The sequence below is a fragment of the Clostridium sp. LXY-7 genome (assembly GCF_056172015.1).
In genome coordinates this window covers 1,179,485-1,200,729 of sequence record NZ_JBLLJL010000002.1, presented here as the reverse complement: position 1 = coordinate 1,200,729, position 21,245 = coordinate 1,179,485, and the positions used below count along the sequence as shown (strand labels likewise).

Genomic DNA, 21,245 nt, shown 5'->3' with positions numbered 1-21,245 from the left:
ACCTCAAATTCATAATTTATCTAGCTTGTATTATAATACAATTGTTCTTAACCGAAAATAGTTCACTGACAAATTCTAATTTATATTACTCAACCTCAAATTGGAATTTGATTATTATTACCAAATAAATGGAACCAAGCGATATCTAACCTCTCTCGTATAGTCCATATATCCATTTAATCCTGTTTTCAGCATCTTATCCTCAAGATATGTCCGAATAACAATGACAACCCCAATAACAACAGCAGTTAATATCACATATTTTGATGGAAATATCAAAGAAATAGAAACACACCAAATCAAAATTGCCAAATATGTAGGATGTCTAATTATTGAATACGGATCTTCTTTGCATACACTTTGTTTCCTGTCGGTTTGAAGTCTTGCTGTAGATTCCAAAAAGGTATTCACTATCATTGCTCTTAATGTGAAAATTGTCGCAATAATATATAAAGCAATACCTATCCAATAGAAATTATCAAGTTGCAATGTTTCATAGCATTGTCCCGCTACAAAATATATACCAAAATACGCTAAAATCCAATATATCGTTAATAGTACTTTATCCCATATAGGAGAATCAGTATTTACCTTTCTTCTTTCCTTAATTGTCGTAGAATTTGCTTTATACATAACTATTCCAGAAATTACTGCAATCAGTATGTATAATATGAAATATATAATTTCCCGAGTTCCGTATATCCAAGATGATCCAATAAGAAATAACATTATTCCTAAAATCCGTTGTACAATAACTCTTAAGATATAATTTATTGCCCCTCTATCCATATGCTACACCTCACCTACAAATTGGAATCTGTAGAAAAATATAAACTGGCTTTGTCATAAATGACACCTTTTACTTTAATTAGAATTTATCAGCTTTTAACTATACTATTCTAGATTGTTCAAACAAGTATTTTTCTACTTCATGTTCAGTCAAATACTTTATTTTAGTATGTGGAAAATCTTCATATTCCTCTTTTATATAAATAGGCTCCATTAACTCACAACTTTTATCTTTATTCTTACCGATATATATTTTTAAATCTTCAATACTTGCAAATATTTTATATGATTTTCTACCTTTACTATTAACTAATTCATAAATTCCACAAGGCTTTTTCATTGTAAAATCAGCAGTTCTTAAATATATCTTTGCTATTTCTAAAGATTTAAATGGGAAATTCCATCTCTGTACCTTTCGCTTTTCATCTTTATCAATACAGATACATCTACCACAAGTTCCACAAATATATTGTTCATGACTTTCTAAACACCCTTGTGGTTTTAATAATGGAGTAATACGACTTTCCTCGCTATAACATTCTTTACATATACTCATATTAATGTTCCTTTCAAATTACTATTTATCATGATTAACCTTAAATAAGAATTTGGAGTTTAACATTTTCGATTCTTCTCTTTGATTGCAAAAATAATATCTACGGTTGGGTGTTTTTCTTTACTTTTTTCTGTATGAAACTCATATTCCATATTCATGCCTTGATATTGACTTATTGGAAGCCATTTCGTGTAGAAATACCGCTTTGCTTCTCCAATGGAAGCACCCCAAAAGAATCCGAATTTAGGCTTTATTGTGATTTTTGCATATTTACCAGCAGGTAAGGTCAAACTTTTTAAGCCGTTGTTTTCAATTGTACTTTCTATAAACATTTCAAAGTTTTTTGATGTTTCATCATAATTTCTTGATAAAACAATATATGGTAAAACTGTTCCTTTTGAAGAGCAAATTGTGTTGTAGTATTCTTATGAAAGAGTATCTATATCATTCGAAATTGTTTTATCATTAGATTGCTTCCACAATCCATAGACGCTTTTTTCTTCTAACTCCATAATTTCAACATTAAGACTTGCCATGTAAAATCATCCCTTCAAATCTCTAATTTATATTACTCAATCTCAAATTGGAATTTGACTACTACTTTTCACTGGTTTTCTTATTAAGTTTTAACACAATATTTCGACTTACTGCCATAGATTGAAACAGGTTTACTGCAAGTACAGCTTTCTCTTTTAGTGTTAGATTATCTGATTCTGTTTCAGTTGCAATTTGCTCCACTACGGATTTTACATCTTGCAATTCTAAAAGATTAACAGCTATACAGAAAAAATTCTTTCTCCGCCCATCATTGTAGTTCGTCAATAAATATTTTAATATTTCTATTTTTTCAGCCAGTTGAATTTGATAAGCGTCTATTCCTATTTTTTTGACCTTCTCCAAATCCTTTAACTGATTGCGGTGAGTAATAAAAGAGTCAAACATATCTATATCATCATATTTTTCACAAGGGTATTCATCACAAAAATGGCAATATTCAATTCCGCCATGCTGTACGCTACACCTTGCAATTCTACATGACTGATTACCTGCCCCACCACCACAGCCAGGGCAATAGTTATCCAAGTGCATTGGACATAAACCGCAATTTAAGCCACATAGAGAAAATAAAGGATAGTTCCTTTTGAAATTTTTCATTTATGTACCTCCTCTGTTAAATTCCCATTTATTGGTAAAATTATATAAATAACTGCTAGCTCGCATTTTTTTACTGAGACGAACCAAATATCAAGTAAATTATAACATATTTTACATAATTTCACTGAATATTGGAGTGAGTAAAACTATTTTATAATATTAAAATTTATTTCCTAAAATTTCTTAAAGCATCTTCTAGCTTTGTGTTTATGGTATGGGTTATAACTCATAATAGATGATAAAGTTGTTTTAACATGGTGTTGATAACGAACTATATATTATTACTCGCAAACCGTTTCGAAAGCTTGATTTACTAAGGCCCTATTCAAGTAAAAAGCTAAAATACAACAACTCGCTTCTCTCGAACAGGTTGTATTTATTAACGCTTTTTCCTTTCATAGGACCTAAGTAAATCTAAGCTTTCTGCAAATGGTTTAAGTGTAAACTTAGTTTGATGTTATCATCAAACTTTAGTTGAACTTACACAGAGTGCGCTTCGCAATAATATATAGTTCTAAAATCAACAATCGTTTAAAACAACGCCAAATATATAAATATGGGGAATTGGAATTTACCCTTGATTATATCTCTTTAATAGAGGAAGGAAGAAAAGAGATAAAGTTTTTATGAGGTCTGACCTTATAGGAGGTGACTGGAAGGAAATCTCCTTGCTACAAAAAAGGGATGATATAACTGAAGTAAGCCTAATCTGATGAAATATTATTATACTTTCATGGGTTTAATTTACATAAAATACTATAAATGATATAATTTGAAATAGAAATTGCTTTCTCCCTGGTAGTGTAAAAAATTATTCATTAGAGCAATAATGAAGGGGGTTAATTATGATGATAAAAAATTTAGAAACAAATCGATTAATCATTAAAAGAACTAAGAAAGAAGATGCTGACTTTTGTCTGGATATATGGCTGGATGATGAAATGGGGAAATATTTATCAGATCCACCTCGTGAAAAAGTAAATGATACCTATTTGAGATGGAAAGAGAATGTAGAAATTTATAATGGATGTTATTATTTTGTTGCAGTTTCAAAGGAAACTGGAAATTATATTGGAACATGCAGTGTTGTTCCAAGTGAAGACAAAATGCATTGGGATTTAGGCTATGCCATTCATAAAAACTATTGGCGTCAAGGGTATGCTACAGAAATGATAAAAGCACTAATTGATTTTTGTCATATTAATGGCGGAAAAAAAATAACTGCTCTTGTGGCACAAGAAAATATTGGTTCAAATGCAGTATTAAGAAAACTTAACTTTTATATTGAAAAAGAAGGTACTTTTAAAAAATGTGGTACTGATATTATATATGACGAGTATACATACAGACTTGACTTAGAATAATCTTAAACGTCAAAGTGTGTCCTGAAGAAATGATAAAGTCATTTCATGCTTTATAAAAGATGAGGGAAGGCCCCTCGAAGTCCATATTCAGGTATAGGTTTCAAAACACCTTTATGTGCTGTAATCAAAAGTTATGGTGCTGAGCGTAAAGGCAAAAGGCAAAATACATTAGTCAGGTGGGTGCCATAAAGCTGAAGGAAAGTTGTTTGTAATATCAAAACATCGGGTAATGAAGGCTTATAAGCTTGTAAAAGCAAATAGAGGAGCTGGAGGCATTGATGGAATAGAATTTAGAACTTATGAGCAGAACTTGAAAAATAATCTATACAAACTGTGGAACAGAATGTCATCTGGTACATATTTTCCAAAGGCAGTAAAAGGTAGGAGATGGACAAACTATTTTTCACATTATTGCTCAAGTGAAGCAAGAAAAGTTTTAGATTACATATTTTTAATTTGAATCAAGATAAAAAAATTGAATTGCTTAAAAATTTGTGGCATGACCTGAAGTGTACTAAACTGGAGGTTGATTATGGAAATTGTAAATAATACAAGATTTCTCTGTCCTTGTTGTGGCTATCCAACACTGGATGAGAGAGCGGCCTATGATATTTGCGTTCTATGTAATTGGGAAGATGATGGTCAAGATGATTTAGATGCTAATATAGTTAAAGGTGGACCTAATAGTGATTATTCACTTACAGAAGCTAGAGAGAATTTTAGAAAATATCTTGTAATGTATTCTCCAGATAGAGACATGAGAATAACTGGTTATGATACAAAAGAGGAAGTAACAGTAAAAAAAGAACTTATTGAAGTATACAATGAAATTATGAAAGAAAAAAATAGTACTCAACTTAATAAATTTTGGAATTTAGCATACAACCTAGAAGATAGATTGGACAAAATTACATCTGAAGGAGGAATATAAGATGGATACAAGGTATATTATTTCAAGTGACGGAGCAAAGATTGCTTATAGTGTAGCTGGTAAAGGACCTGCATTGTTATTGGCACATGGAGGCGGAGGACGTTATAATAGAAAGTTATGGAATGATACTAACTGGGTTAAAATTTTAAGTGAAAGGTTTTTTTTAATAATGCCAGATATAAGAGGATATGGTGATAGTGATAAATCAGAAGAACCTAGCTTTTATTCAGTAGAAAATATAATGGAAGACTTTAACAATATATTAAAAGATTGCAATATAGAGTCCTGCTATTATTTTGGTTGGTCATATGGAGCAACAATAGGCTTTCAGATGTTAAAAAACAACAATAAAATAAAGAAAACTGTATGTGCAGGTAGCTGTTTGGGAGATTATTTTTTTAAATTTGTTGCACCAAATATGATAGATAAATATGAAAAATTTAATTATCATAAAAGAACAAATTCACTAGATGAAGTAGATTTAACATATGAGGATAAGCTGTGGATTAAAGAAACAAACTTAGAAATATTAATCGCTCAATATAAAGCATGGCAAAATTGGCCTTGCATAACGCCGGTGGATATTGATACCAAGTTAGCTATTTATTCCGGGACAAATGATAATAGTCAGTTGTTAGAACAGCTAAATTTTCAAAAAGAAGAATTAAATAAGCATAACATAAATTTAAAAATATTTAATAATTTAAATCATTATGAACTAATAAGTAATGTGGATGTGGTGTTACCTTGGGTGTTAAAACAGTTTAATGAATAACTTTAGTTCTGCAAAATAAAAACCATGGAATTTTAAGACTCCATGGTTTTTATATTTACCTAATATTTTTATACTCAGTAACTCCCTTAGCCGTAATGTAAGCTGAATCTTTGGCAAGGAAAGGACCAGCTTTTCCACAGAGTACACCAGTTGAAATAATGTCATTCATAACAGCATTTATATCTTCAGAGCTTATGTCTTCCCTAATATTAGGAACAGTTACTGCAGTTTTAACTTCACTTGAATCTCTGAATATCATGGTTAAGTATAGAGAATTTTCCATAGGGTTTACCTCCTTTTATTAATTCTCTTCAAAACTAAACATTACTCGGTTCCTTTATTCTTCTACTAAAGATGAGGTTACTACCTTTAAAATATCAAAGACTCCATATGGAAACAGTATTGACATTGATAGTCCTAAACTAAAAATAGCATCGTTTGATGCAGATGAACTACATTTCCATGAGGTAGATTTTAAAATATCTTTTCCATCTTCAGTGAATCCTACCTTATAGGCAAGAACAAAATTAGTTGAATTAACTATAGAACTTATAGCCATAAAAACACTCCTTTCATTATTGAAATTTGGAATACCTGCTTAAAAGAGCTAGTTCAAATTGAACTTAGCTCTTAAAATTCAAACACTACTGAATGTCAAATTTAGTAACTTGTCTTTCAGTAAGTTGAGCACCGTATTTAGAAGTCAAAGCTCCACTTTTAGTAGTAAATACATCTTTAGCTATAATAGTATCCATTAAAGCAGATACTTCTGTTTGAGATATAGCACTTTTAACTCCTGAAATACTCATAGAGGCTTTATCACCACTAGAGGTTATAAAAGTCATAGTTAAGGAATACTCCATAAATTCATCTCCTTTCTATTAAAAATTTAGGGTTACGTGTAGTAAGCGAACATGCCAAATTAAAGTGGCTTAGGCATTAGCAAGTTTTGATGTTTCATTTATGAAGTAATCTCTAGTTGGTTCACTTAAAACACCTTTTATAGCTTCTGCAACATCAAAAACATTTTGTGGAGAAGCATTAAGCTTTACACCAGAAAAGTTCTTTTTTCTGTACACAGCAGCACCAGCTTTGTCAGTTCCATTTTGCACTTCAACACTTAAAGAAGTAGCATTTAAAACCTTTGAAACAGCCATGAAAAACACCTCCTTTTTTGAATTTAAGTTGAGATTTAAATTCCATCTTATATTAATAAGTGGAATGTCTGCTTACATGTAGTAAGCGACCATACCAAATCAGCCAAGTAGGTAAGCTCAAATTGCTAAATCAAAGATTTAGATTTTCACTTAAGATTTGGAATGTCTGCTTAAGATATATGCAGATGGAGAAACCTTTCTTGGGATTTAGGAAAAATTTATTAACTATTTTCATTATCTATAACAACTCCAAGCTTAGTTGAAATTATAGTATTGAGTTTATTTATAGATGCTGTTAAGCTAGTAATATTTTTTTCAAGACGGGTTAATAAATAAGCACAAATTGCTACTGGAAACCCTACATTGGCAAAAAGATTAACAAGCTCATTTACTTCCATAGAAACCACCTCCTTCATATATGTAAAATATATGCATTGCTAAGGAGCATTTAGGGAAGTTAAAAGTTATTTTTATTAAAGGGTTTGTTTTAAAGGCTTGTTGATTTTAGAACTACATATTAAAATAAGTTCTTATTAAAAATAAGATTATAGTAGTGTGTTATAGCATCATCAAGAATTGAGCTTAGGTAGGCATTAACATCAGGGTGAACAGATTTTAACTCATTAAGTTTTCTAATAGTAGATTTACGAAGAACATAAGTCCTCTTAACATCAAAGGGTTCTCCATCGATAGGAGGAGTTACTCCATTTGGAGCTAATTTGCCCACCCTATTATCAGGAATAAAGTTAGGAGAATTATCCTTTGGAGAGTGTATAGGTGAATAAGGTTGAACATATTTTTCAAAGGACAAATCCATTGGTTCATTTTCAGAACCAAAACTGAAACTGGCAACAGGAGTGCCACATATTACATCACCATTAAATCCATTGTCCTCCTCATAACATTCATAAGAAAGTTCTTCTATATCTAAAGAGTTATTTGATTTTTTTCTAGCCACTTTAAAATCTCCTTTAATAGTTTTATTTAAAGCTATGTTTTAAAGCATAGCCTATTTGAAATATATGTACTAAGAGAAGTTTTTCTAGATATTTTAAAGCTTGAAAAATATCAAGTGATTCTTAGCTTCAGATGGAGTTTGCTTAAAAGGAATACCTTACTCCAGCTGAAGCTTAGAAGAACTTATCCAGGCGCGTAGCAGTGCTTAACTCCCACTTATAGAAGATGGGAGTGTTAGCAATGGTAGCGATCGGATAAAAATCTGGGCAAACCCGCATGGAATCTATATATTTATATAAATATATAAATATATAAATATGCGAACAGAAAGAATCTTATAGGTGCATATATTTTTCTTAGAGAATTATTATTTAGATTTTGAAATAATTGTAAAGGAGTGTTAATATGATTAAAAACAAGATTACAGTAGCTTATGATGAAAGCCAAAGCTTTGATAAAATGCAAATAGCTTTAGCTATTAGAAACTCAACCTATGAGGACAATTTAGATTGCCCTTTGCTAGTAAATAACATAATAAACAGTTGTGAGGGCTGCAATTTAAAATTTATCTGTGAAAAAATAGATGATGTAGCAGAAGAATATTTAGAAAGTACAACAAAAATCATAAGTAACTTTAGTTTTTAATAAGCAGGTTGAGCTATTTCATTAAAAGGAGTCACTAAAAGAAATTTGTCCATGCAACTGACGTGTTAGGACAATTTTTCTCAGTGACTCCTTTGCCATTCATCTGATATGCTGTATTTTAAAAACTTCAGTTACTAGCCATCATAGCTTTTAAGTTTTTAAGAATGTTATTTTTCATAGTTGTAGCTTTTCCATAGGATAAATCTTTATAGGCAGCATATTGTCTTAGGGAATGGTTTTTATAATAGATAAAATTAATTAGTTCTTTCTCTTCTAAGGTTAAGGTTGTAATAATATTCTTAATTTCTGTAATGGAAATTTTCCTTAAGATTTCATCTTCCGTAGAATCCTCATTTGATGGAAGTGTTTGTTCTAAATTGCTGCTTAAGGCTAATGTAGGAATGTTTTTAGTAGCATTTGAGGCAGATCTTATTAAATAATTCATGGTGTTTTTAATGGCATTGGTAGCATAGGCTACAAATCTATGCTTCTCTAAATCATATAATTTGACACATTTAAATAAGGTTCTGTAGCATTCATTTTTTAAATCTTCAAATTCAAAATGCTTTACATAAGATTTTTTTATTAGATTAAGAATAAAGGGGGTAAATTCAGCTGCTAAAGCTTCTTTAGCGTCATTATCTCCAAGTTTACACCGTGCGGCTAAGGTTTCAATTTCAGAAAAATTCATAATTTTCTCCTCTCAATTTAAAATTCTTTAGGAAGTGCATATATTCCTAATGAGGAGGGGAATCAAGTGAAACTTAGCTTCAGAGGGAGTTTGAACTCCACTGAAGGTTAGTTGAACTTATCCTTCTGGATAAAATGGGGAAGGGATTAAAACTCCCTATAGATATAGATGATAATGCTTCCAAAGGAGGACATGGAACAGAGGTACTTACTTATCCTGATAAAGAAACCTAGGGGTTTCAAAGATAATTCTTCCTGAAATTATAAGTCTTGGATTTAGAAACAGAGGGACGAGAGAAAGAACTGATTTAAATGTGCTTAATGAAACAGAAATGCCAGCTATTTTAATTGAATGTGATTTTTGTGATAGCCAAAAAGATATGGGAAATTACAACTCAGAAACCATGGCAGAGGCCATATGTAAAGGAATATACAAAGATTTCAACCTGGGATAAAAGTATTTGCTTAATTAGAGGACATAGGCCATAGAAGAAGTATTTATTATTTAATATCAACTAGGGCCTATGCTAATTAAATGGGGATATGCTTTATGATATGGATTAATGAAAAGCTAGAAAAGCTTTTAAAAAATCTCCTTAAGAAGTGATATAAGAAGGAGATTATAAAGTGAAATCACAAACATTTGTTAATATAATTATAAAGTAAAAATATGTAAAAGTCAAAAATTCCTTATGTACTATTCTTAAACAGGAGAAAATCACTTAATGCTAATGTTGAAGCTTTGCTTAGAGAATATTTAATAAAAAATGCAAAGGATAAAAAGGAAAAATTATATTTTATAAATGCTGACTTCTATATTTATCAATATGCTACAGTTTTATCAGCAGGTACATCAATTAGCAAAATGATAATTGAAGAAGGAGAAAGTGCTGTAGAGAGATATAAAAACTTCTTAAAGAGTGGAGGACGTGATTATACAATGGAACTCCTTAATAAAATGCATGTCAAATACATCTACATTGAAGGAATAAGCGATTCAGAAAATAACAATGAAAGTAATAATATAATATTACAAAAGTAACGGAAGAATGTGAGTTTCATCATTTGTAAAAATAATGTATAAGATATAAAATATGTATAAGAGGTGATTTTATGAAGGCTATAGAGGTTAATAATCTAGTAAAAACATATGGAAAAACTACAGCAGTTAATGATATTTCATTTTCCATTGAGAAAGGTACAATATGTGGAATATTAGGACCTAATGGTTCAGGAAAAACAACAACAATAAAAAGTATTTGCAATTTAATAATTCCTGATAAGGGAAGTATAAAGCTCTTTGGAAAGGATAATAAAAAATCTATAAAGTATATCTCAGCAGTATTTGAAGGAACTAGAAATTTATATTGGAGACTTACTCCAAGGGAAAATTTACGTTATTTTTCGGGGATAAGAGGCCTCGGTGGAAAAAATATAGAAAAGGAAATAGATGAGTTATTAGCTAAATTTAATTTAACAGAGAAGGCTAATGTAATAGTAAATAACTTGTCAAGGGGTATGCAGCAAAAGGTAGCCATTGCTACCACTCTAATTTGCAATACAGATATAATACTATTAGATGAACCCACTTTAGGCCTAGATGTTGAAAGTGTTTTAGAGATAAAGAGTTTATTAAGAAATATAGTAAAGGATATGAATAAAACTATATTGTTAAGTACCCACGATATGAATTTAGTACAGGATATTTGTGATGATGTAATAATTTTAAGTAAGGGAAAGATAGTTGCTGAAAATACTGTAGAAAATCTTTTAGATGCTTTTAATTTAAAAACATATCAAATAGTTTTAACAGAGACCTTGTCTGAAGAAGATAAGAAATATTTATCTTCCCTAGGATATGAGTTTTATTTTAATGATGAAGAATTAACAATAGAAACTGAAATATTTGAAGGAAAAAAGTTATATGAAATCATAGATAAATTTAAGGAAAGAAATATTTTTATAAGTGAAATTAAACAAAAAGAAATTGATTTTGAAAAGATTTATTTAAAGGTAACAAGAGGGGAGGAGAATTTAAATGACAAGGACATATTATCTGTTTAAAGTGTCTTTAGAGCGAGCATATAAAGAGACTATTAGATATAAATTTGAAATGATATCAGATGTTTTTAGCTATTACTTCTTATTTTTGGGAATGTTTTATGGTTTATCATTTTTTGGTAAAAGCATGGATGTATCGGTAATAAACTTAGACAATACCCTAGAAGGTTTTATTATTGGATATTTTGTTTGGTTAATAATAGCCATGGGATATTCAGATATTGCTTATAGTGTTACAAATGATGCAAGTAGGGGAACTTTAGAGCAACTAAGTATGTCTGATGTAGGACTTAGTAAAATATTAACAGTGAGAAGTATATGTAATATGCTCGTAAACTTAGTAATTTGTTTTATAGTACTACTAGCAGTAATGAAAACTACAGGATATCATTTGAAAATAGATATAGTGGGTTTGTTAGTACCTATAGCTTTGGGAATATTCAGTATGTTGGGATTGTCTTTGATGTTAGGAGGATTAGCACTTATATTTAAGAAGTTAAAATCATTTTTAAATATTATACAGTATTTCTTATTGGCATTAGTAATTCCAGGTAATAACGCTTTTTCTGAAATGGTAACATTTGTACTTCCCTTTAGACCATCTATTGAAATGATATATGACACAGTTTTAGGGGGAACCAAATTAAGTGAATTTTCATTGATAGATTATGGAATGATTATTGGTAATTCTATTATATATTTTATTTTAGGAATATTAATCTTTAAGAAGTGTACTAAAGTAGCTAAGAGCAGAGGGCTGTTAGGTCAATATTAAAATGAATTTATATATACACTGAAAGATTGTATTTAAGGGAAGTTAGAAAACTTAACAACATTTGGTGCTGTAGCAATATATATTCTTTACTTGAGAGTGAATATAATATTGATAAAATGGTTCTTTCCAATGTTAGCTGAATATCTTCAATATCTAATTTATTATGATATTGAAGATATATTTTTAAAAGAGGAAATCTTTTTATAATTTTTTAAAATTCATCTAATGAGTATAAAAAGCAGGATGCTAGTATCATCCAGCTCCCTGTAGTGTACAATTCCAGTTGTTTAGGCAGCTGGAATTGCTAGCAGCTGTTCAAGGTCCGTAAATAAGTACATTTTTTACTACGGAAAATATTGAATTGAAGAACAAGGAAATACATATAAAAGAAATAACCAATACCCATTTTTTATTTATTTTTTTATACCACCAAAATCCTGCTATTGCAAAAAATAATGGGAATCCAAATTTTATAAGTATAACCACAAAAACAAAAAAGAGCAAAAATAGTGTGAATAAAGCTTCATCAGTATTTTTTTCAGTATAAAACAGACAAATAAAAAGCGTAATAGCATTAAGAACAATGCAGGACAGTAAAATATTTCTACATTTTTTATGTATTCCTTTTAAATAATCTATTTTTCTTTTTTCAACGGGATTCACTTGAATAAATGTATTCATATTTTCCCACTCTTTTTTACAGTAAACACATTTATTAAGATGCTCACTGACCAATTTTTCACTTTCACTGCTAAGTATGCCTTCAATATAATTTGGTAATAAATCTTGAATAATTTCACAGGATATATTTTCTTTCATAACTGTAACCTCCTTATATAGAAAAAACTCTTATTGTCAGGAAAAACGCCATAATAAGAAGAATATTTCAAATGTAATCCATATTACCAAAAATGAGATAATAACATTGGGCCAAAAGGCACTTTCTTTTTTAGGAATGGTCTTTCTCCATAGGATAGCCACGAAGGTTCCTAATAAGGGTAAAAAGTATATGCCTACATATACGGGTAATATTGAATAACTACTCATTGATCTGTAAGAATTTAAAAACATAGCTATACCTATTAAAAGGATTCCAAGTACAATAACTGTAATGAACCAAGTAATTAATTTCTTTTTTAATATTTTTATAGAAGCAGTTTCACTTTTAATCGCTTGTCCGCTTTTTCCTCCAATTTCATAAAGTTTTTTATACTCACTTTGGCAGGAATTACATTGGCTTAAATGTTTTTTTACATATATATTAGTTTCTTCACTTGCAATTCCATCAAAATATATAGGTAATAGATCTTTTACTGTGCTACATGATAAATCATTATTCATTTTTCATCCTCCTTATAATTTTTGATTTCCCCCTAATAACTTTTTAGGAATAGCTGGCACCTCCCATAATATATCGATATTTTAGTAATTTATTTATAAAAAATTAGTTGTAATAACATTTATATATAGTAAGCATTGATATAATTTATATATCAGTTCAAAATATAAGCCTTATTCAAGAGAAACTTATAGAAAAAGGATATAGTGTTGGACTTTGTGAAGTTGATGGATATTTTGGATATAGAACATTAAAAGTAATTAAGACGTTTTAGGGATGTAAGTGAGTAGATGGTATTACAGAGGATAGGACTTAGGGTAAAATAATGTAATAATTCATTTTTATTTGTACATAATCATAAGTCTTGATCGAATTATTTTTTATAGTATCAACTATATAGCCAGCTTTTGATTTAAAATCAATGAATTTTAAATTATAATCCTATGATTTCAAGTTTTTTCTTCATGTGAAATATATTTTTCTCATTGATTTTTCCATACAACGCATTAGAAGTAATTATATTATATAACAATATATGTAATAATATAAGTGAAAATAATTAATATTGAGGCTTTTAAAAACATATACATATAGTTCAATCGGTCTAATGTGGACATTATTAAAAGAAAAGTTATAGTGTTATAAAATATGAATCGAATGGATATTTTATATCCATTTCCCGAAGTTGATTTAAGTCCATTATTATTTGTGAATATGTCATTGATAAAGAAAGATTAAAAAATGGAAAATTTTTAAATCAAAAACAGTAAAAAGTGATATTTTTGCTTATAAGAATTATTTTACTTTAAAGGAAATAAGTTTATTAAACAGAATAGTAACTATGTATCCTAATTATGCTGAAAATTAAGTAAAAAAGAAAAAGAACCATGACAATGGAAGATTGAGCAAAGAAATTTAATTCTTTTTTACAATTTAATCAATATGAACTTTTAAATAATTCAGGAAAAGTTACAGCTGAAATTGCAAAAGCTTTTTCTGAAAGTGAGTTTGAAAAATATAGAATTGTTCAAGATAGATTATTTGAAAGCGACTTTGATAGGCTTTTAAAGCAAGCTGAAAAAGAAATTTAAAGCAATGTTATAGAAGTTAAAGATATGATTTAAGTAGAGTAGCAATTAAAAAAGGAAATACTTCAATAAGATCTTGAATAATTAGTTTATAAAGAATTAAATTGTATCCAACATCAATTAGGTGTTGGATACAAGATTTTAAGGAGGAAAAAATCATGTGTAAAAATAAATTTTATAGTGAAACTATAGTGAATCTACAGAATGAAATAAAAAATGGAAATGAAGATGCAATACAAAACTTTTGGGACAAAATTGAGGTTTTAGGAACACCTATAATAGAACCCATCAAAGGGGATGACGGTAATGCCTTAATTACATATGTTTACAAAGGTGATGGAAATACAGAAAATGTTATAGTAATGCATCCAACATGTTGGAAAGATTATAAAGATAATATGCTTATTAATATTCCAAATACAAATGTATGGTATAAAAGTTATGTTTTAAGAAATGATGTTAGAGGAAGATATGACTTTTCAGTGAATGATTCATTAGATGAAGATTGGGAAAAAAGGAGTAATAACATAATCTATGATATACATAATAACAATAGGATTATATTTAAGGATGAAGAAGGCAATGTGGACTCCACGGTATCATACTTTGTAATGCCAAAAGCGGAGGAATATAAGTGGACAATAGAGAGGGATACAATTAATAAAGGTTCACTAGAAACACATGATTTATATTTTAGAGGATTAAAGGACAAACGTAAAATATATGCATATAAACCTTATAATTATTCAGCAGATAATATTTATAAATTACTAGTATTAACTGATGGAGATACATATCTTGACGTACTTTCTGCAAAGAATGTTATTGACAATTTAATTGCAGAAGAAGCTATACAACCCATTATTGTTATATTAATTGATGGTGGAGAGAATAGAAATGAAGAGTTAATGTGTGATGAAATTTTTGCAAACTGCTTAGCGTTAGACATAATGAATTGGATAAAAGCTAATTTTAATGTAAGTTATAGAGCAGAAGATACTATTATTGGAGGTTTTAGTTTAGGTGGATTATTTTCTGCTTTTATGGGTCTAAAATATCCTGAAATATTCGGAAATGTTCTTTCACAATCTGGATCTTTCTTTTGGAGTCCTAATGCACCAGAAGAGATTAATTGGATATTGAAAAAATATAAAGAAGCTGAAAAATTGCCTACTAAGTTTTTTCTGAATGTTGGTGTACTTGAAAATATGGAATATCCGCCATATTCAAGTATGAAGGATGTTAATAAAGAGATGAGGGATATATTGATTCAAAAGGATGGATGTATTATAAAATATGAGGAGTTTAAAAGTGGACATGATTATTTATCGTGGGGAGAGACTTTAAGTAATGCATTGATTTTTTTATTAGGAAATTAACAGTGAAGTAAATAAAGGGTGGCAGCCTACTTCGCCAAGAATCAAAAATAGAAAACCCTTCGGTGGTTCCATATAATTTTGAAATGTGGTTGCCTGTTGAGAAGAAATAAGGCGTAAAGCAGACAATTTTCAGCTTTTTCATATCTTATAAGTCCATAATTAAATAAATCTAAAATTATTTCCTTCCACTATTTATTAGCTAATACTTTATCAAAGGAAACCAATCTTACCAATTGAATCTTCATCTGTCAATGTAATACTATGAATTCCAGCCTCATTAAATTTTCTTGACATATAACTTAGTATGAAATTCAATGGTGTTTGTGGCAATAAATACCTTCTTATCTTCAATTATTTTCTTTGGTTCTAAATTGAAATCAACCTCTGTTGAAATTACTTCCATCACATGATACATTATTTTTATAAACTCCTTAATCACCTAAATTCGTACAAATATAATCTTTGTATTTGTATGAGTTTAGGTAATGAAGAAGTGATAAAGGAATAGAATTAATTGAATAAGAAATAATTGTGAACGTGAAATAAATAGGAAAGTAGCAAAAGCTTTATGGCGAAGTTGCGGTAAAAATATTGATGAGTTTGATAAAGTGATTTAGAAGATATGATAGTGAGAAGGAGAAGGATACATATGAATAAAATTCTAATTGTGGAAGACGACAAAGAAATAATTGAAAATTTGACATATCTTTTAAAGGCGGAAGGTTTTTCAGCAAAAGCAGTAACAACAAGGACGGAGGCAATAGAAATCCTTGAGAAGGAATCCTTTGACTTGGTTTTGCTGGATTTAATGCTTCCGGATGGTAATGGATATTCTATCTGCACTACGATAAAACACAAGAATGATATACCAGTTATTTTTCTAACTGCTGTAGGAGATGAGGCAAGCATTGTTACGGGCTTTGATTTGGGTGCAGATGATTATATTACAAAACCGTTTAAACCATTGGAACTGGTATCCCGTGTGAAAAATGTACTAAGAAGGAGTGGAAAGAGCCAATCTGCTTTTCAAATTAATGATCTGAAAGTAGATACCATAAGAGGTGTTGTAAGCAGGAACGGCAAAGAGATTATGTTTTCTGCGTTGGAATATCGCTTACTGCTCGTTTTTTTAAATTGTCAGGGTGAGGTCCTTTCCAGAAATCGCTTATTAGAGGAAATATGGGATATAGCCGGTGATTATGTGAATGATAATACTTTAACTGTCTATATTAAGCGATTGCGGGAAAAAATCGAAGAAGACCCGGCGAACCCTGAGATTATTAAAACAATCCGGGGGCGAGGATATAAGGTGGGTGATTGATATGGGATTTGTCAGAAATCCGGAAGTAAAAAAGCAGATGATTATTTATCTCGTTTTTTTAATAGTAGTAGTCTTAGTAGCACTATCTTGGAACCTCTATTTTGGAATATATGTACTTACCATTTGTCTGTTTATTGGGACCATTTTTTTTCACTTTACAAAAAAGCGATATGACAGGCTTTCTGAGTTAAGCTTTCAATTGGATCAAATATTACATGGAAACGGAAAAATAGATTTGATTCCTGATGAAGAAGGGGAACTGGCAGTCTTGAGCAGTAAAATTTACAAAATGACCATACGGTTACGGGAACAGGCGGAGAATTTAAAGAATGATAAAATTTATTTAAGTGAATCCCTTGCTGATATTTCCCATCAGATTAAAACACCATTAACTTCTATTCGTATGCTCGTTTCGAGATTGCAGAGTGAAGAGTGGGAACCACAGGAGAAAATGAGGATTGCTTATAAAATAAACCGTTTTCTTTCAAGAACTGAGTGGCTTATTACAGTTTTATTAAAGATAGCAAAATTAGAATCCGGAACAGTAGAATTTAAAAGGGAGCCTATCCATGTTTTGGAACTAATAAAGAAGGCGACGGAACCTTTGGAAGTACCGATGGAACTTAAAAACCAATCAATGAATATAAAAGTAAAAGAGGATATTCATTATATTGGCGATTTTCTTTGGTCAATAGAAGCTGTGGGGAATATCTTAAAGAATTGTATGGATTATACACCGGAAGGGGGAAGACTAAGTATTTCGGCAGAAGAGAATCCAATTTATACAGAAATTGTGATCAAAGATACTGGCTCGGGAATTTTACCGGAGGATTTGCCCCATCTTTTTGATAGATTTTATAGAGGGAAAAATGCTGGCGGGGAGAGTGTTGGTATTGGACTTGCCTTGTCAAAATTAATTATTCATAAACAGAATGGAACAATTAAAGTCAGCAATGGAGCAGAATGCGGTACTGAATTTTATATCAGATTTTATAAGGGAGCCGTTTAAGGCTTCCTTTTTTATTATAAAGTGACATTTTTGTTATGAAAAATTCACCAGATTGTAAGACGGAAAATGTTATACTAGTTAAAAAATAGGGGGTAGCAAGATGGAGATCTTGAAAGTAGAAAAATTATGCAAAGTCTATGGAGACGATAAGAATCAAGTAGAGGCATTAAATAATGTTTCCTTTACCGTTGAAAAAGGAGAATTTGTTGCTATTATAGGTCAGTCTGGTTCGGGGAAATCTACGCTGCTTCATTTGATTGGTGGGATTGATGTGCCGACTTCTGGTAAAATTTATGTGGATGGAGCAGATGTGTATTCAAAGAGCAGAAAAGAACTGGCTATTTTTAGACGCAGACAAGTGGGGCTGATTTATCAATTCTACAATTTGATTCCTGTTCTTAATGTGGTGGATAATATGACACTGCCGTTGAAATTAGATGGGCAGAAGGTAGCACAGGAACGCTTAAAAGAATTTTTGGAGATATTAAATCTGCAAGACAGAGCAGAGCATTTGCCCAAGCAATTATCTGGTGGACAGCAGCAACGTGTTGCTATCGGCAGGGCGCTTATTAATGCCCCGGCACTGATTCTTGCTGATGAGCCAACGGGAAATCTGGACAGCAGGAGTAGTCAGGAGGTTATAGAACTGCTCAAATATTCCAATAAAAAATATAAACAGACGCTGATAGTGATTACACATGATGAGAATATTGCGCTGCAGGCAGATAGGATTATCCGTTTAGAAGACGGCAGCATTGTTTCTGATGAACCGATTACCAGATAACAGGAGGAAATGGGTATGATGTGGAAAGAGTATTCCAAAAATTATATAAAGAATAATAAAGTATCTAGTATTTCCATTATGGCTGCCGTTTTGATTGCATCTTTATTTATTTCATTTATATCCACACTTTTTTATAACATGTGGACTGATAATGTGAGGCAAATTATCAGTAAAGAAGGAGATTGGCAGGGAAAGTTAGTTGGAAATATTTCTAATGAGGATATAGAAGTAATAGAAAATCATCCTGATGTAGAAATGGTGATTGTGGGAGAGACCGATGAAGAAAATAACAGGGAGTTGCTTATTTATTTGAAGAACCCAAGAAATATTTATGGTACATTACCGGAAATCTCAGAACAAATTGGGCTGAATATAGGAAGATACAGCACAGCAGTGCAATATAATAACCTGCTACTGACGCAGTATTATATTTATTCACCGGAAGAAAAAGCTGATCCGCCAATGCTTATGAGCCTTTATATTGTAGTGATGCTTCTGGTTTGTATTTCTTTAATTTTGGTTATATACCATGCCTTCGAGATGACCGGTAATGAAAGACTACATCAGCTTGGAATTTTGCAAAGTGTAGGTGCTACGCCAGGACAGATACGAAGGGTATTGATGCAAGAAGCACTTGCTTTAAGTTTTCTGCCTGTTTTGCTTGGAATTGCAGCGGGGATAGGATTGACTTATGGATTTGCGCAAATGGCGAACTTTATAAACAAGATGACAGGTATAGAAAGGATGGAATTGGACTATCATCCACTGATATTTCTCATAACGCTGTGTGTATGTCTTTTGACAGTATGTATGGCTGCACGAAAGGCGGCAAAACGGCTTAGTAAAGTAAGTACTTTGGAAGCGGTCCGTGGTGGAACAGAGCAGGAGATAGGAAAGGTGAAAAAGTTTTGTTTGTTTTCTGAACTGTTCGGAGTGGAATGGGAACTTGCCCGGAAATTTTTATATGTCCGAAGAAAAGCCTTCCGAACATCAACAATTTCACTTACCATTTCGGTTTTGGTATTTAGCATATTCCTGAATTTTTGGGCTTTATCTGAAGTCAGCGTAAAATATACTTATTTTGAAAAATATAAAAATACATGGGATTTGATGATTGCGGTCAAAGAACAGTCAGATATGGATGATATATTGCTGTCAGAAATAAGAAGTATACAAGGGGTTTCTGATTGTACAGGATACCAGAAAGCGAAGGGGTTCACCTGGCTGACAGAGGACATGCTGTCAGACAAGTTGCGGGCTGTTGGAGGCTTGGAGTCTCTAGAAAATACTGGGATAGAAAAAACGGAGGACAGATATCTGGTAGAGGTTCCAATTATGATATTGGATGACGAAAGTTTTGATGATTTTTTAGTTCGTGCAGATTTAGATTCCGGGAGTACTGTGGGAGTAACGCTGAATCGGATTTGGGACAATATCCATAGCCATTTCCGAGAATCAGAATATCTTCCTTATATCAAAGAAAAAAATCAGGTTCTGAAGGTGTTTGCAGATGCAGGACATACATCTCCACAGGAGGAAGTAGAATTAGAAATAGATGGATTTACGGATGAAACGCCAAATCTGAGGGAGGGATATGAGGAGTTTTCATTGACTCAAATTATATCTGAGAGCACATATCAGGAAATATCAGACGTGATTCATACAGACGAAATTTATTATCAGATTAGGGTTATTTCAGATGAAAAGATTGCCAATATTCAGAAACAGGTAAGTGGGTTATTAGATGGAAAGTATGAATATAAAATGGAAAATAGAAAAGAAACAGAAGAACGTGAAATCGTTATGCGAAAAGGGTATAAACTGGTTGTAGGCAGTCTGTGCGGCTTGTTGGCCTGCATTGGTATTGCAAATGTATTTGCAAATACACTGGGTGGCATTCATTTGAGAAGGAGGGAGTTCGCCCGCTATCTATCCATAGGATTTACACCAGGTGGGCTAGCAAAAATTTTGGCCATAGAAGGCAGTATTATAGCTATAAAACCTATCTTGATTAGTTTGCCATTTAATATACTTTTTGTAGTGTTTGCTGTAAAGGCAAGTAAACTTCTGTATCAGGATTATTTCTCTGTTATGCCAGTGATACCGATGGCTATTTTTGCAGGATTGATGTTGATGTCTGTGGGGCTGGCTTATTATATCTCAGGTAAAAAAATTTGTGGAACTAACATTATTGAAGGGTTGAAAGATGATACTATGTATTAATATTGGGTTTTTGAAAAAGAGTAGATTGTAAAGAGAAATAATAGTAACTGCACTGCATAACCTGGTTCATTTGTGTTGTTTCTAATTTTTTTGATAACATTCATGAAAAGATGAGCTGGCCAAGATTCAAATTGTAGAAGAGAGCAGAATTAAAGACAGGGAATTGCTATATTTGTAATATTATTGAATATATGTTACAATAAGTTTGTGTCAAACTATGATGTAAAATAATTAAAAATTGTCAAAA

The 21,245-nt window shown here is 31.0% G+C and carries 29 protein-coding genes; 15 read left to right on the top strand and 14 right to left on the bottom strand.

Annotated elements, in window-relative coordinates:
* Positions 1-117: 117 nt before the first annotated feature.
* The 4 genes from ACI48Q_RS12860 to ACI48Q_RS12845 all read right to left on the bottom strand — a co-directional run bounded on the left by ACI48Q_RS12860 (position 118) and on the right by ACI48Q_RS12845 (position 2,500).
* Positions 118-789, bottom strand: coding sequence for a methyltransferase family protein (locus ACI48Q_RS12860; RefSeq protein ID WP_474919479.1), 672 nt, complete (start codon positions 787-789; stop codon positions 118-120).
* A gap of 100 nt (positions 790-889) precedes the next feature.
* On the bottom strand, positions 890-1,345 hold the full coding sequence (locus ACI48Q_RS12855) for a hypothetical protein (protein WP_474919478.1): 456 nt from the start codon (positions 1,343-1,345) through the stop codon (positions 890-892).
* Positions 1,346-1,404: 59 nt separating this feature from the next.
* Positions 1,405-1,722 (bottom strand): effector binding domain-containing protein, encoded by a 318-nt coding sequence (locus ACI48Q_RS12850; protein WP_474919538.1) that lies wholly within the window; start codon positions 1,720-1,722, stop codon positions 1,405-1,407.
* 220 nt (positions 1,723-1,942) lie between these two features.
* Complete coding sequence (locus tag ACI48Q_RS12845) at positions 1,943-2,500, bottom strand: DUF3795 domain-containing protein (protein WP_474919477.1); 558 nt, start codon at positions 2,498-2,500, stop codon at positions 1,943-1,945.
* Positions 2,501-3,345: 845 nt separating this feature from the next.
* On the opposite strand from ACI48Q_RS12845, the gene ACI48Q_RS12840 reads away from it, so the two are divergent.
* The 4 genes from ACI48Q_RS12840 to ACI48Q_RS12825 all read left to right on the top strand — a co-directional run bounded on the left by ACI48Q_RS12840 (position 3,346) and on the right by ACI48Q_RS12825 (position 5,570).
* The gene (locus ACI48Q_RS12840; RefSeq protein WP_474919476.1) at positions 3,346-3,864 is read left to right on the top strand and encodes a GNAT family N-acetyltransferase; all 519 of its coding nucleotides are present in this window, start codon (positions 3,346-3,348) and stop codon (positions 3,862-3,864) included.
* A gap of 229 nt (positions 3,865-4,093) precedes the next feature.
* Positions 4,094-4,324 carry an RNA-directed DNA polymerase gene (locus tag ACI48Q_RS12835; protein ID WP_474919475.1) on the top strand — a complete coding sequence of 77 codons (231 nt, stop codon included), beginning with the start codon at positions 4,094-4,096 and terminating at the stop codon, positions 4,322-4,324.
* A 72-nt stretch (positions 4,325-4,396) separates the two neighbouring features.
* A complete protein-coding gene (locus ACI48Q_RS12830) occupies positions 4,397-4,795 on the top strand; it encodes a CPCC family cysteine-rich protein (protein ID WP_474919474.1) in 399 nt (132 codons plus the stop codon).
* Position 4,796: 1 nt separating this feature from the next.
* Entirely contained in the window at positions 4,797-5,570 is a 774-nt protein-coding gene (locus tag ACI48Q_RS12825; protein WP_474919473.1) for an alpha/beta hydrolase, read from the top strand.
* A gap of 55 nt (positions 5,571-5,625) precedes the next feature.
* Here the strand turns inward: ACI48Q_RS12825 and ACI48Q_RS12820 are convergent, their stop codons facing one another.
* The 6 genes from ACI48Q_RS12820 to ACI48Q_RS12795 all read right to left on the bottom strand — a co-directional run bounded on the left by ACI48Q_RS12820 (position 5,626) and on the right by ACI48Q_RS12795 (position 7,685).
* Positions 5,626-5,853, bottom strand: coding sequence for a DUF2922 domain-containing protein (locus ACI48Q_RS12820; protein ID WP_474919472.1), 228 nt, complete (start codon positions 5,851-5,853; stop codon positions 5,626-5,628).
* A 54-nt stretch (positions 5,854-5,907) separates the two neighbouring features.
* Complete coding sequence (locus ACI48Q_RS12815) at positions 5,908-6,129, bottom strand: DUF1659 domain-containing protein (protein WP_474919471.1); 222 nt, start codon at positions 6,127-6,129, stop codon at positions 5,908-5,910.
* Positions 6,130-6,214: 85 nt separating this feature from the next.
* On the bottom strand, positions 6,215-6,433 hold the full coding sequence (locus ACI48Q_RS12810; protein WP_474919470.1) for a DUF2922 domain-containing protein: 219 nt from the start codon (positions 6,431-6,433) through the stop codon (positions 6,215-6,217).
* 69 nt (positions 6,434-6,502) lie between these two features.
* Positions 6,503-6,727, bottom strand: a complete 225-nt coding sequence (locus ACI48Q_RS12805) for a DUF1659 domain-containing protein (protein ID WP_474919469.1) — start codon at positions 6,725-6,727, stop codon at positions 6,503-6,505.
* Positions 6,728-6,948: 221 nt separating this feature from the next.
* Positions 6,949-7,125 (bottom strand): YvrJ family protein, encoded by a 177-nt coding sequence (locus ACI48Q_RS12800; RefSeq protein ID WP_474919468.1) that lies wholly within the window; start codon positions 7,123-7,125, stop codon positions 6,949-6,951.
* 119 nt (positions 7,126-7,244) lie between these two features.
* Positions 7,245-7,685: a hypothetical protein gene (locus ACI48Q_RS12795; RefSeq protein WP_474919467.1), complete on the bottom strand. Its 441-nt coding sequence runs from the start codon at positions 7,683-7,685 to the stop codon at positions 7,245-7,247.
* A gap of 404 nt (positions 7,686-8,089) precedes the next feature.
* Here ACI48Q_RS12795 and ACI48Q_RS12790 point away from each other — a divergent pair, with 404 nt between their 5' ends.
* The gene (locus tag ACI48Q_RS12790; protein ID WP_474919466.1) at positions 8,090-8,329 is read left to right on the top strand and encodes a hypothetical protein; all 240 of its coding nucleotides are present in this window, start codon (positions 8,090-8,092) and stop codon (positions 8,327-8,329) included.
* A 127-nt stretch (positions 8,330-8,456) separates the two neighbouring features.
* Here ACI48Q_RS12790 and ACI48Q_RS12785 read toward each other — a convergent pair whose 3' ends face one another.
* The gene (locus tag ACI48Q_RS12785) at positions 8,457-9,020 is read right to left on the bottom strand and encodes a sigma-70 family RNA polymerase sigma factor (protein ID WP_474919465.1); all 564 of its coding nucleotides are present in this window, start codon (positions 9,018-9,020) and stop codon (positions 8,457-8,459) included.
* Positions 9,021-9,264: 244 nt separating this feature from the next.
* On the opposite strand from ACI48Q_RS12785, the gene ACI48Q_RS12780 reads away from it, so the two are divergent.
* The 4 genes from ACI48Q_RS12780 (at position 9,265) to ACI48Q_RS12765 (ending at position 11,855) form a co-directional block, all read left to right on the top strand.
* Complete coding sequence (locus ACI48Q_RS12780; protein ID WP_474919537.1) at positions 9,265-9,474, top strand: N-acetylmuramoyl-L-alanine amidase; 210 nt, start codon at positions 9,265-9,267, stop codon at positions 9,472-9,474.
* 230 nt (positions 9,475-9,704) lie between these two features.
* A complete protein-coding gene (locus tag ACI48Q_RS12775; RefSeq protein WP_474919536.1) occupies positions 9,705-10,061 on the top strand; it encodes a M3 family metallopeptidase in 357 nt (118 codons plus the stop codon).
* A gap of 71 nt (positions 10,062-10,132) precedes the next feature.
* Positions 10,133-11,083, top strand: coding sequence for an ABC transporter ATP-binding protein (locus tag ACI48Q_RS12770; protein WP_474919464.1), 951 nt, complete (start codon positions 10,133-10,135; stop codon positions 11,081-11,083).
* Positions 11,058-11,855, top strand: a complete 798-nt coding sequence (locus ACI48Q_RS12765; protein ID WP_474919463.1) for an ABC transporter permease — start codon at positions 11,058-11,060, stop codon at positions 11,853-11,855. The genes ACI48Q_RS12770 and ACI48Q_RS12765 overlap by 26 nt, the downstream gene beginning before the upstream one ends.
* Positions 11,856-12,170: 315 nt before the next feature.
* On the opposite strand, the gene ACI48Q_RS12760 is transcribed toward ACI48Q_RS12765, so the two are convergent.
* Both ACI48Q_RS12760 and ACI48Q_RS12755 read right to left on the bottom strand, forming a co-directional pair.
* Positions 12,171-12,674, bottom strand: coding sequence for a zf-HC2 domain-containing protein (locus ACI48Q_RS12760; RefSeq protein ID WP_474919462.1), 504 nt, complete (start codon positions 12,672-12,674; stop codon positions 12,171-12,173).
* A 36-nt stretch (positions 12,675-12,710) separates the two neighbouring features.
* Positions 12,711-13,196 carry a zf-HC2 domain-containing protein gene (locus ACI48Q_RS12755; protein WP_474919461.1) on the bottom strand — a complete coding sequence of 162 codons (486 nt, stop codon included), beginning with the start codon at positions 13,194-13,196 and terminating at the stop codon, positions 12,711-12,713.
* Between the two features lie 125 nt (positions 13,197-13,321).
* Here ACI48Q_RS12755 and ACI48Q_RS12750 point away from each other — a divergent pair, with 125 nt between their 5' ends.
* Positions 13,322-13,468 (top strand): peptidoglycan-binding domain-containing protein, encoded by a 147-nt coding sequence (locus ACI48Q_RS12750; RefSeq protein ID WP_474919535.1) that lies wholly within the window; start codon positions 13,322-13,324, stop codon positions 13,466-13,468.
* 972 nt (positions 13,469-14,440) lie between these two features.
* Positions 14,441-15,661, top strand: a complete 1,221-nt coding sequence (locus tag ACI48Q_RS12745; RefSeq protein ID WP_474919460.1) for an alpha/beta hydrolase-fold protein — start codon at positions 14,441-14,443, stop codon at positions 15,659-15,661.
* Positions 15,662-15,938: 277 nt separating this feature from the next.
* Here the strand turns inward: ACI48Q_RS12745 and ACI48Q_RS12740 are convergent, their stop codons facing one another.
* Positions 15,939-16,076, bottom strand: coding sequence for a hypothetical protein (locus ACI48Q_RS12740; RefSeq protein ID WP_474919459.1), 138 nt, complete (start codon positions 16,074-16,076; stop codon positions 15,939-15,941).
* 234 nt (positions 16,077-16,310) lie between these two features.
* On the opposite strand from ACI48Q_RS12740, the gene ACI48Q_RS12735 reads away from it, so the two are divergent.
* From ACI48Q_RS12735 to ACI48Q_RS12720, 4 genes are all read left to right on the top strand, one after another.
* A complete protein-coding gene (locus tag ACI48Q_RS12735) occupies positions 16,311-16,982 on the top strand; it encodes a response regulator transcription factor (protein ID WP_474919458.1) in 672 nt (223 codons plus the stop codon).
* Position 16,983: 1 nt separating this feature from the next.
* Positions 16,984-17,991 (top strand): sensor histidine kinase, encoded by a 1,008-nt coding sequence (locus ACI48Q_RS12730; RefSeq protein WP_474919457.1) that lies wholly within the window; start codon positions 16,984-16,986, stop codon positions 17,989-17,991.
* A 100-nt stretch (positions 17,992-18,091) separates the two neighbouring features.
* The gene (locus ACI48Q_RS12725) at positions 18,092-18,775 is read left to right on the top strand and encodes an ABC transporter ATP-binding protein (RefSeq protein ID WP_474919456.1); all 684 of its coding nucleotides are present in this window, start codon (positions 18,092-18,094) and stop codon (positions 18,773-18,775) included.
* Positions 18,776-18,790: 15 nt separating this feature from the next.
* Positions 18,791-20,998 (top strand): ABC transporter permease, encoded by a 2,208-nt coding sequence (locus tag ACI48Q_RS12720; RefSeq protein ID WP_474919455.1) that lies wholly within the window; start codon positions 18,791-18,793, stop codon positions 20,996-20,998.
* Positions 20,999-21,245 lie beyond the last annotated feature (247 nt).

Bases quoted from the DNA above. Each gene is read 5' to 3' on its own strand.
- ACI48Q_RS12860 (WP_474919479.1), bottom strand. From the start codon at position 789: ATGGATAGAGGGGCAATAAATTATATCTTAAGAGTTATTGTACAACGG.
- ACI48Q_RS12785 (WP_474919465.1), bottom strand. From the start codon at position 9,020: ATGAATTTTTCTGAAATTGAAACCTTAGCCGCACGGTGTAAACTTGGA.
- ACI48Q_RS12800 (WP_474919468.1), bottom strand. From the start codon at position 7,125: ATGGAAGTAAATGAGCTTGTTAATCTTTTTGCCAATGTAGGGTTTCCA.
- ACI48Q_RS12770 (WP_474919464.1), top strand. From the start codon at position 10,133: ATGAAGGCTATAGAGGTTAATAATCTAGTAAAAACATATGGAAAAACT.
- ACI48Q_RS12740 (WP_474919459.1), bottom strand. From the start codon at position 16,076: ATGTATCATGTGATGGAAGTAATTTCAACAGAGGTTGATTTCAATTTA.
- ACI48Q_RS12825 (WP_474919473.1), top strand. From the start codon at position 4,797: ATGGATACAAGGTATATTATTTCAAGTGACGGAGCAAAGATTGCTTAT.
- ACI48Q_RS12810 (WP_474919470.1), bottom strand. From the start codon at position 6,433: ATGGAGTATTCCTTAACTATGACTTTTATAACCTCTAGTGGTGATAAA.
- ACI48Q_RS12815 (WP_474919471.1), bottom strand. From the start codon at position 6,129: ATGGCTATAAGTTCTATAGTTAATTCAACTAATTTTGTTCTTGCCTAT.
- ACI48Q_RS12820 (WP_474919472.1), bottom strand. From the start codon at position 5,853: ATGGAAAATTCTCTATACTTAACCATGATATTCAGAGATTCAAGTGAA.
- ACI48Q_RS12790 (WP_474919466.1), top strand. From the start codon at position 8,090: ATGATTAAAAACAAGATTACAGTAGCTTATGATGAAAGCCAAAGCTTT.
- ACI48Q_RS12760 (WP_474919462.1), bottom strand. From the start codon at position 12,674: ATGAAAGAAAATATATCCTGTGAAATTATTCAAGATTTATTACCAAAT.
- ACI48Q_RS12855 (WP_474919478.1), bottom strand. From the start codon at position 1,345: ATGAGTATATGTAAAGAATGTTATAGCGAGGAAAGTCGTATTACTCCA.
- ACI48Q_RS12735 (WP_474919458.1), top strand. From the start codon at position 16,311: ATGAATAAAATTCTAATTGTGGAAGACGACAAAGAAATAATTGAAAAT.
- ACI48Q_RS12840 (WP_474919476.1), top strand. From the start codon at position 3,346: ATGATGATAAAAAATTTAGAAACAAATCGATTAATCATTAAAAGAACT.
- ACI48Q_RS12835 (WP_474919475.1), top strand. From the start codon at position 4,094: ATGAAGGCTTATAAGCTTGTAAAAGCAAATAGAGGAGCTGGAGGCATT.
- ACI48Q_RS12730 (WP_474919457.1), top strand. From the start codon at position 16,984: ATGGGATTTGTCAGAAATCCGGAAGTAAAAAAGCAGATGATTATTTAT.
- ACI48Q_RS12845 (WP_474919477.1), bottom strand. From the start codon at position 2,500: ATGAAAAATTTCAAAAGGAACTATCCTTTATTTTCTCTATGTGGCTTA.
- ACI48Q_RS12720 (WP_474919455.1), top strand. From the start codon at position 18,791: ATGATGTGGAAAGAGTATTCCAAAAATTATATAAAGAATAATAAAGTA.
- ACI48Q_RS12725 (WP_474919456.1), top strand. From the start codon at position 18,092: ATGGAGATCTTGAAAGTAGAAAAATTATGCAAAGTCTATGGAGACGAT.
- ACI48Q_RS12745 (WP_474919460.1), top strand. From the start codon at position 14,441: ATGTGTAAAAATAAATTTTATAGTGAAACTATAGTGAATCTACAGAAT.
- ACI48Q_RS12755 (WP_474919461.1), bottom strand. From the start codon at position 13,196: ATGAATAATGATTTATCATGTAGCACAGTAAAAGATCTATTACCTATA.
- ACI48Q_RS12805 (WP_474919469.1), bottom strand. From the start codon at position 6,727: ATGGCTGTTTCAAAGGTTTTAAATGCTACTTCTTTAAGTGTTGAAGTG.
- ACI48Q_RS12765 (WP_474919463.1), top strand. From the start codon at position 11,058: ATGACAAGGACATATTATCTGTTTAAAGTGTCTTTAGAGCGAGCATAT.
- ACI48Q_RS12830 (WP_474919474.1), top strand. From the start codon at position 4,397: ATGGAAATTGTAAATAATACAAGATTTCTCTGTCCTTGTTGTGGCTAT.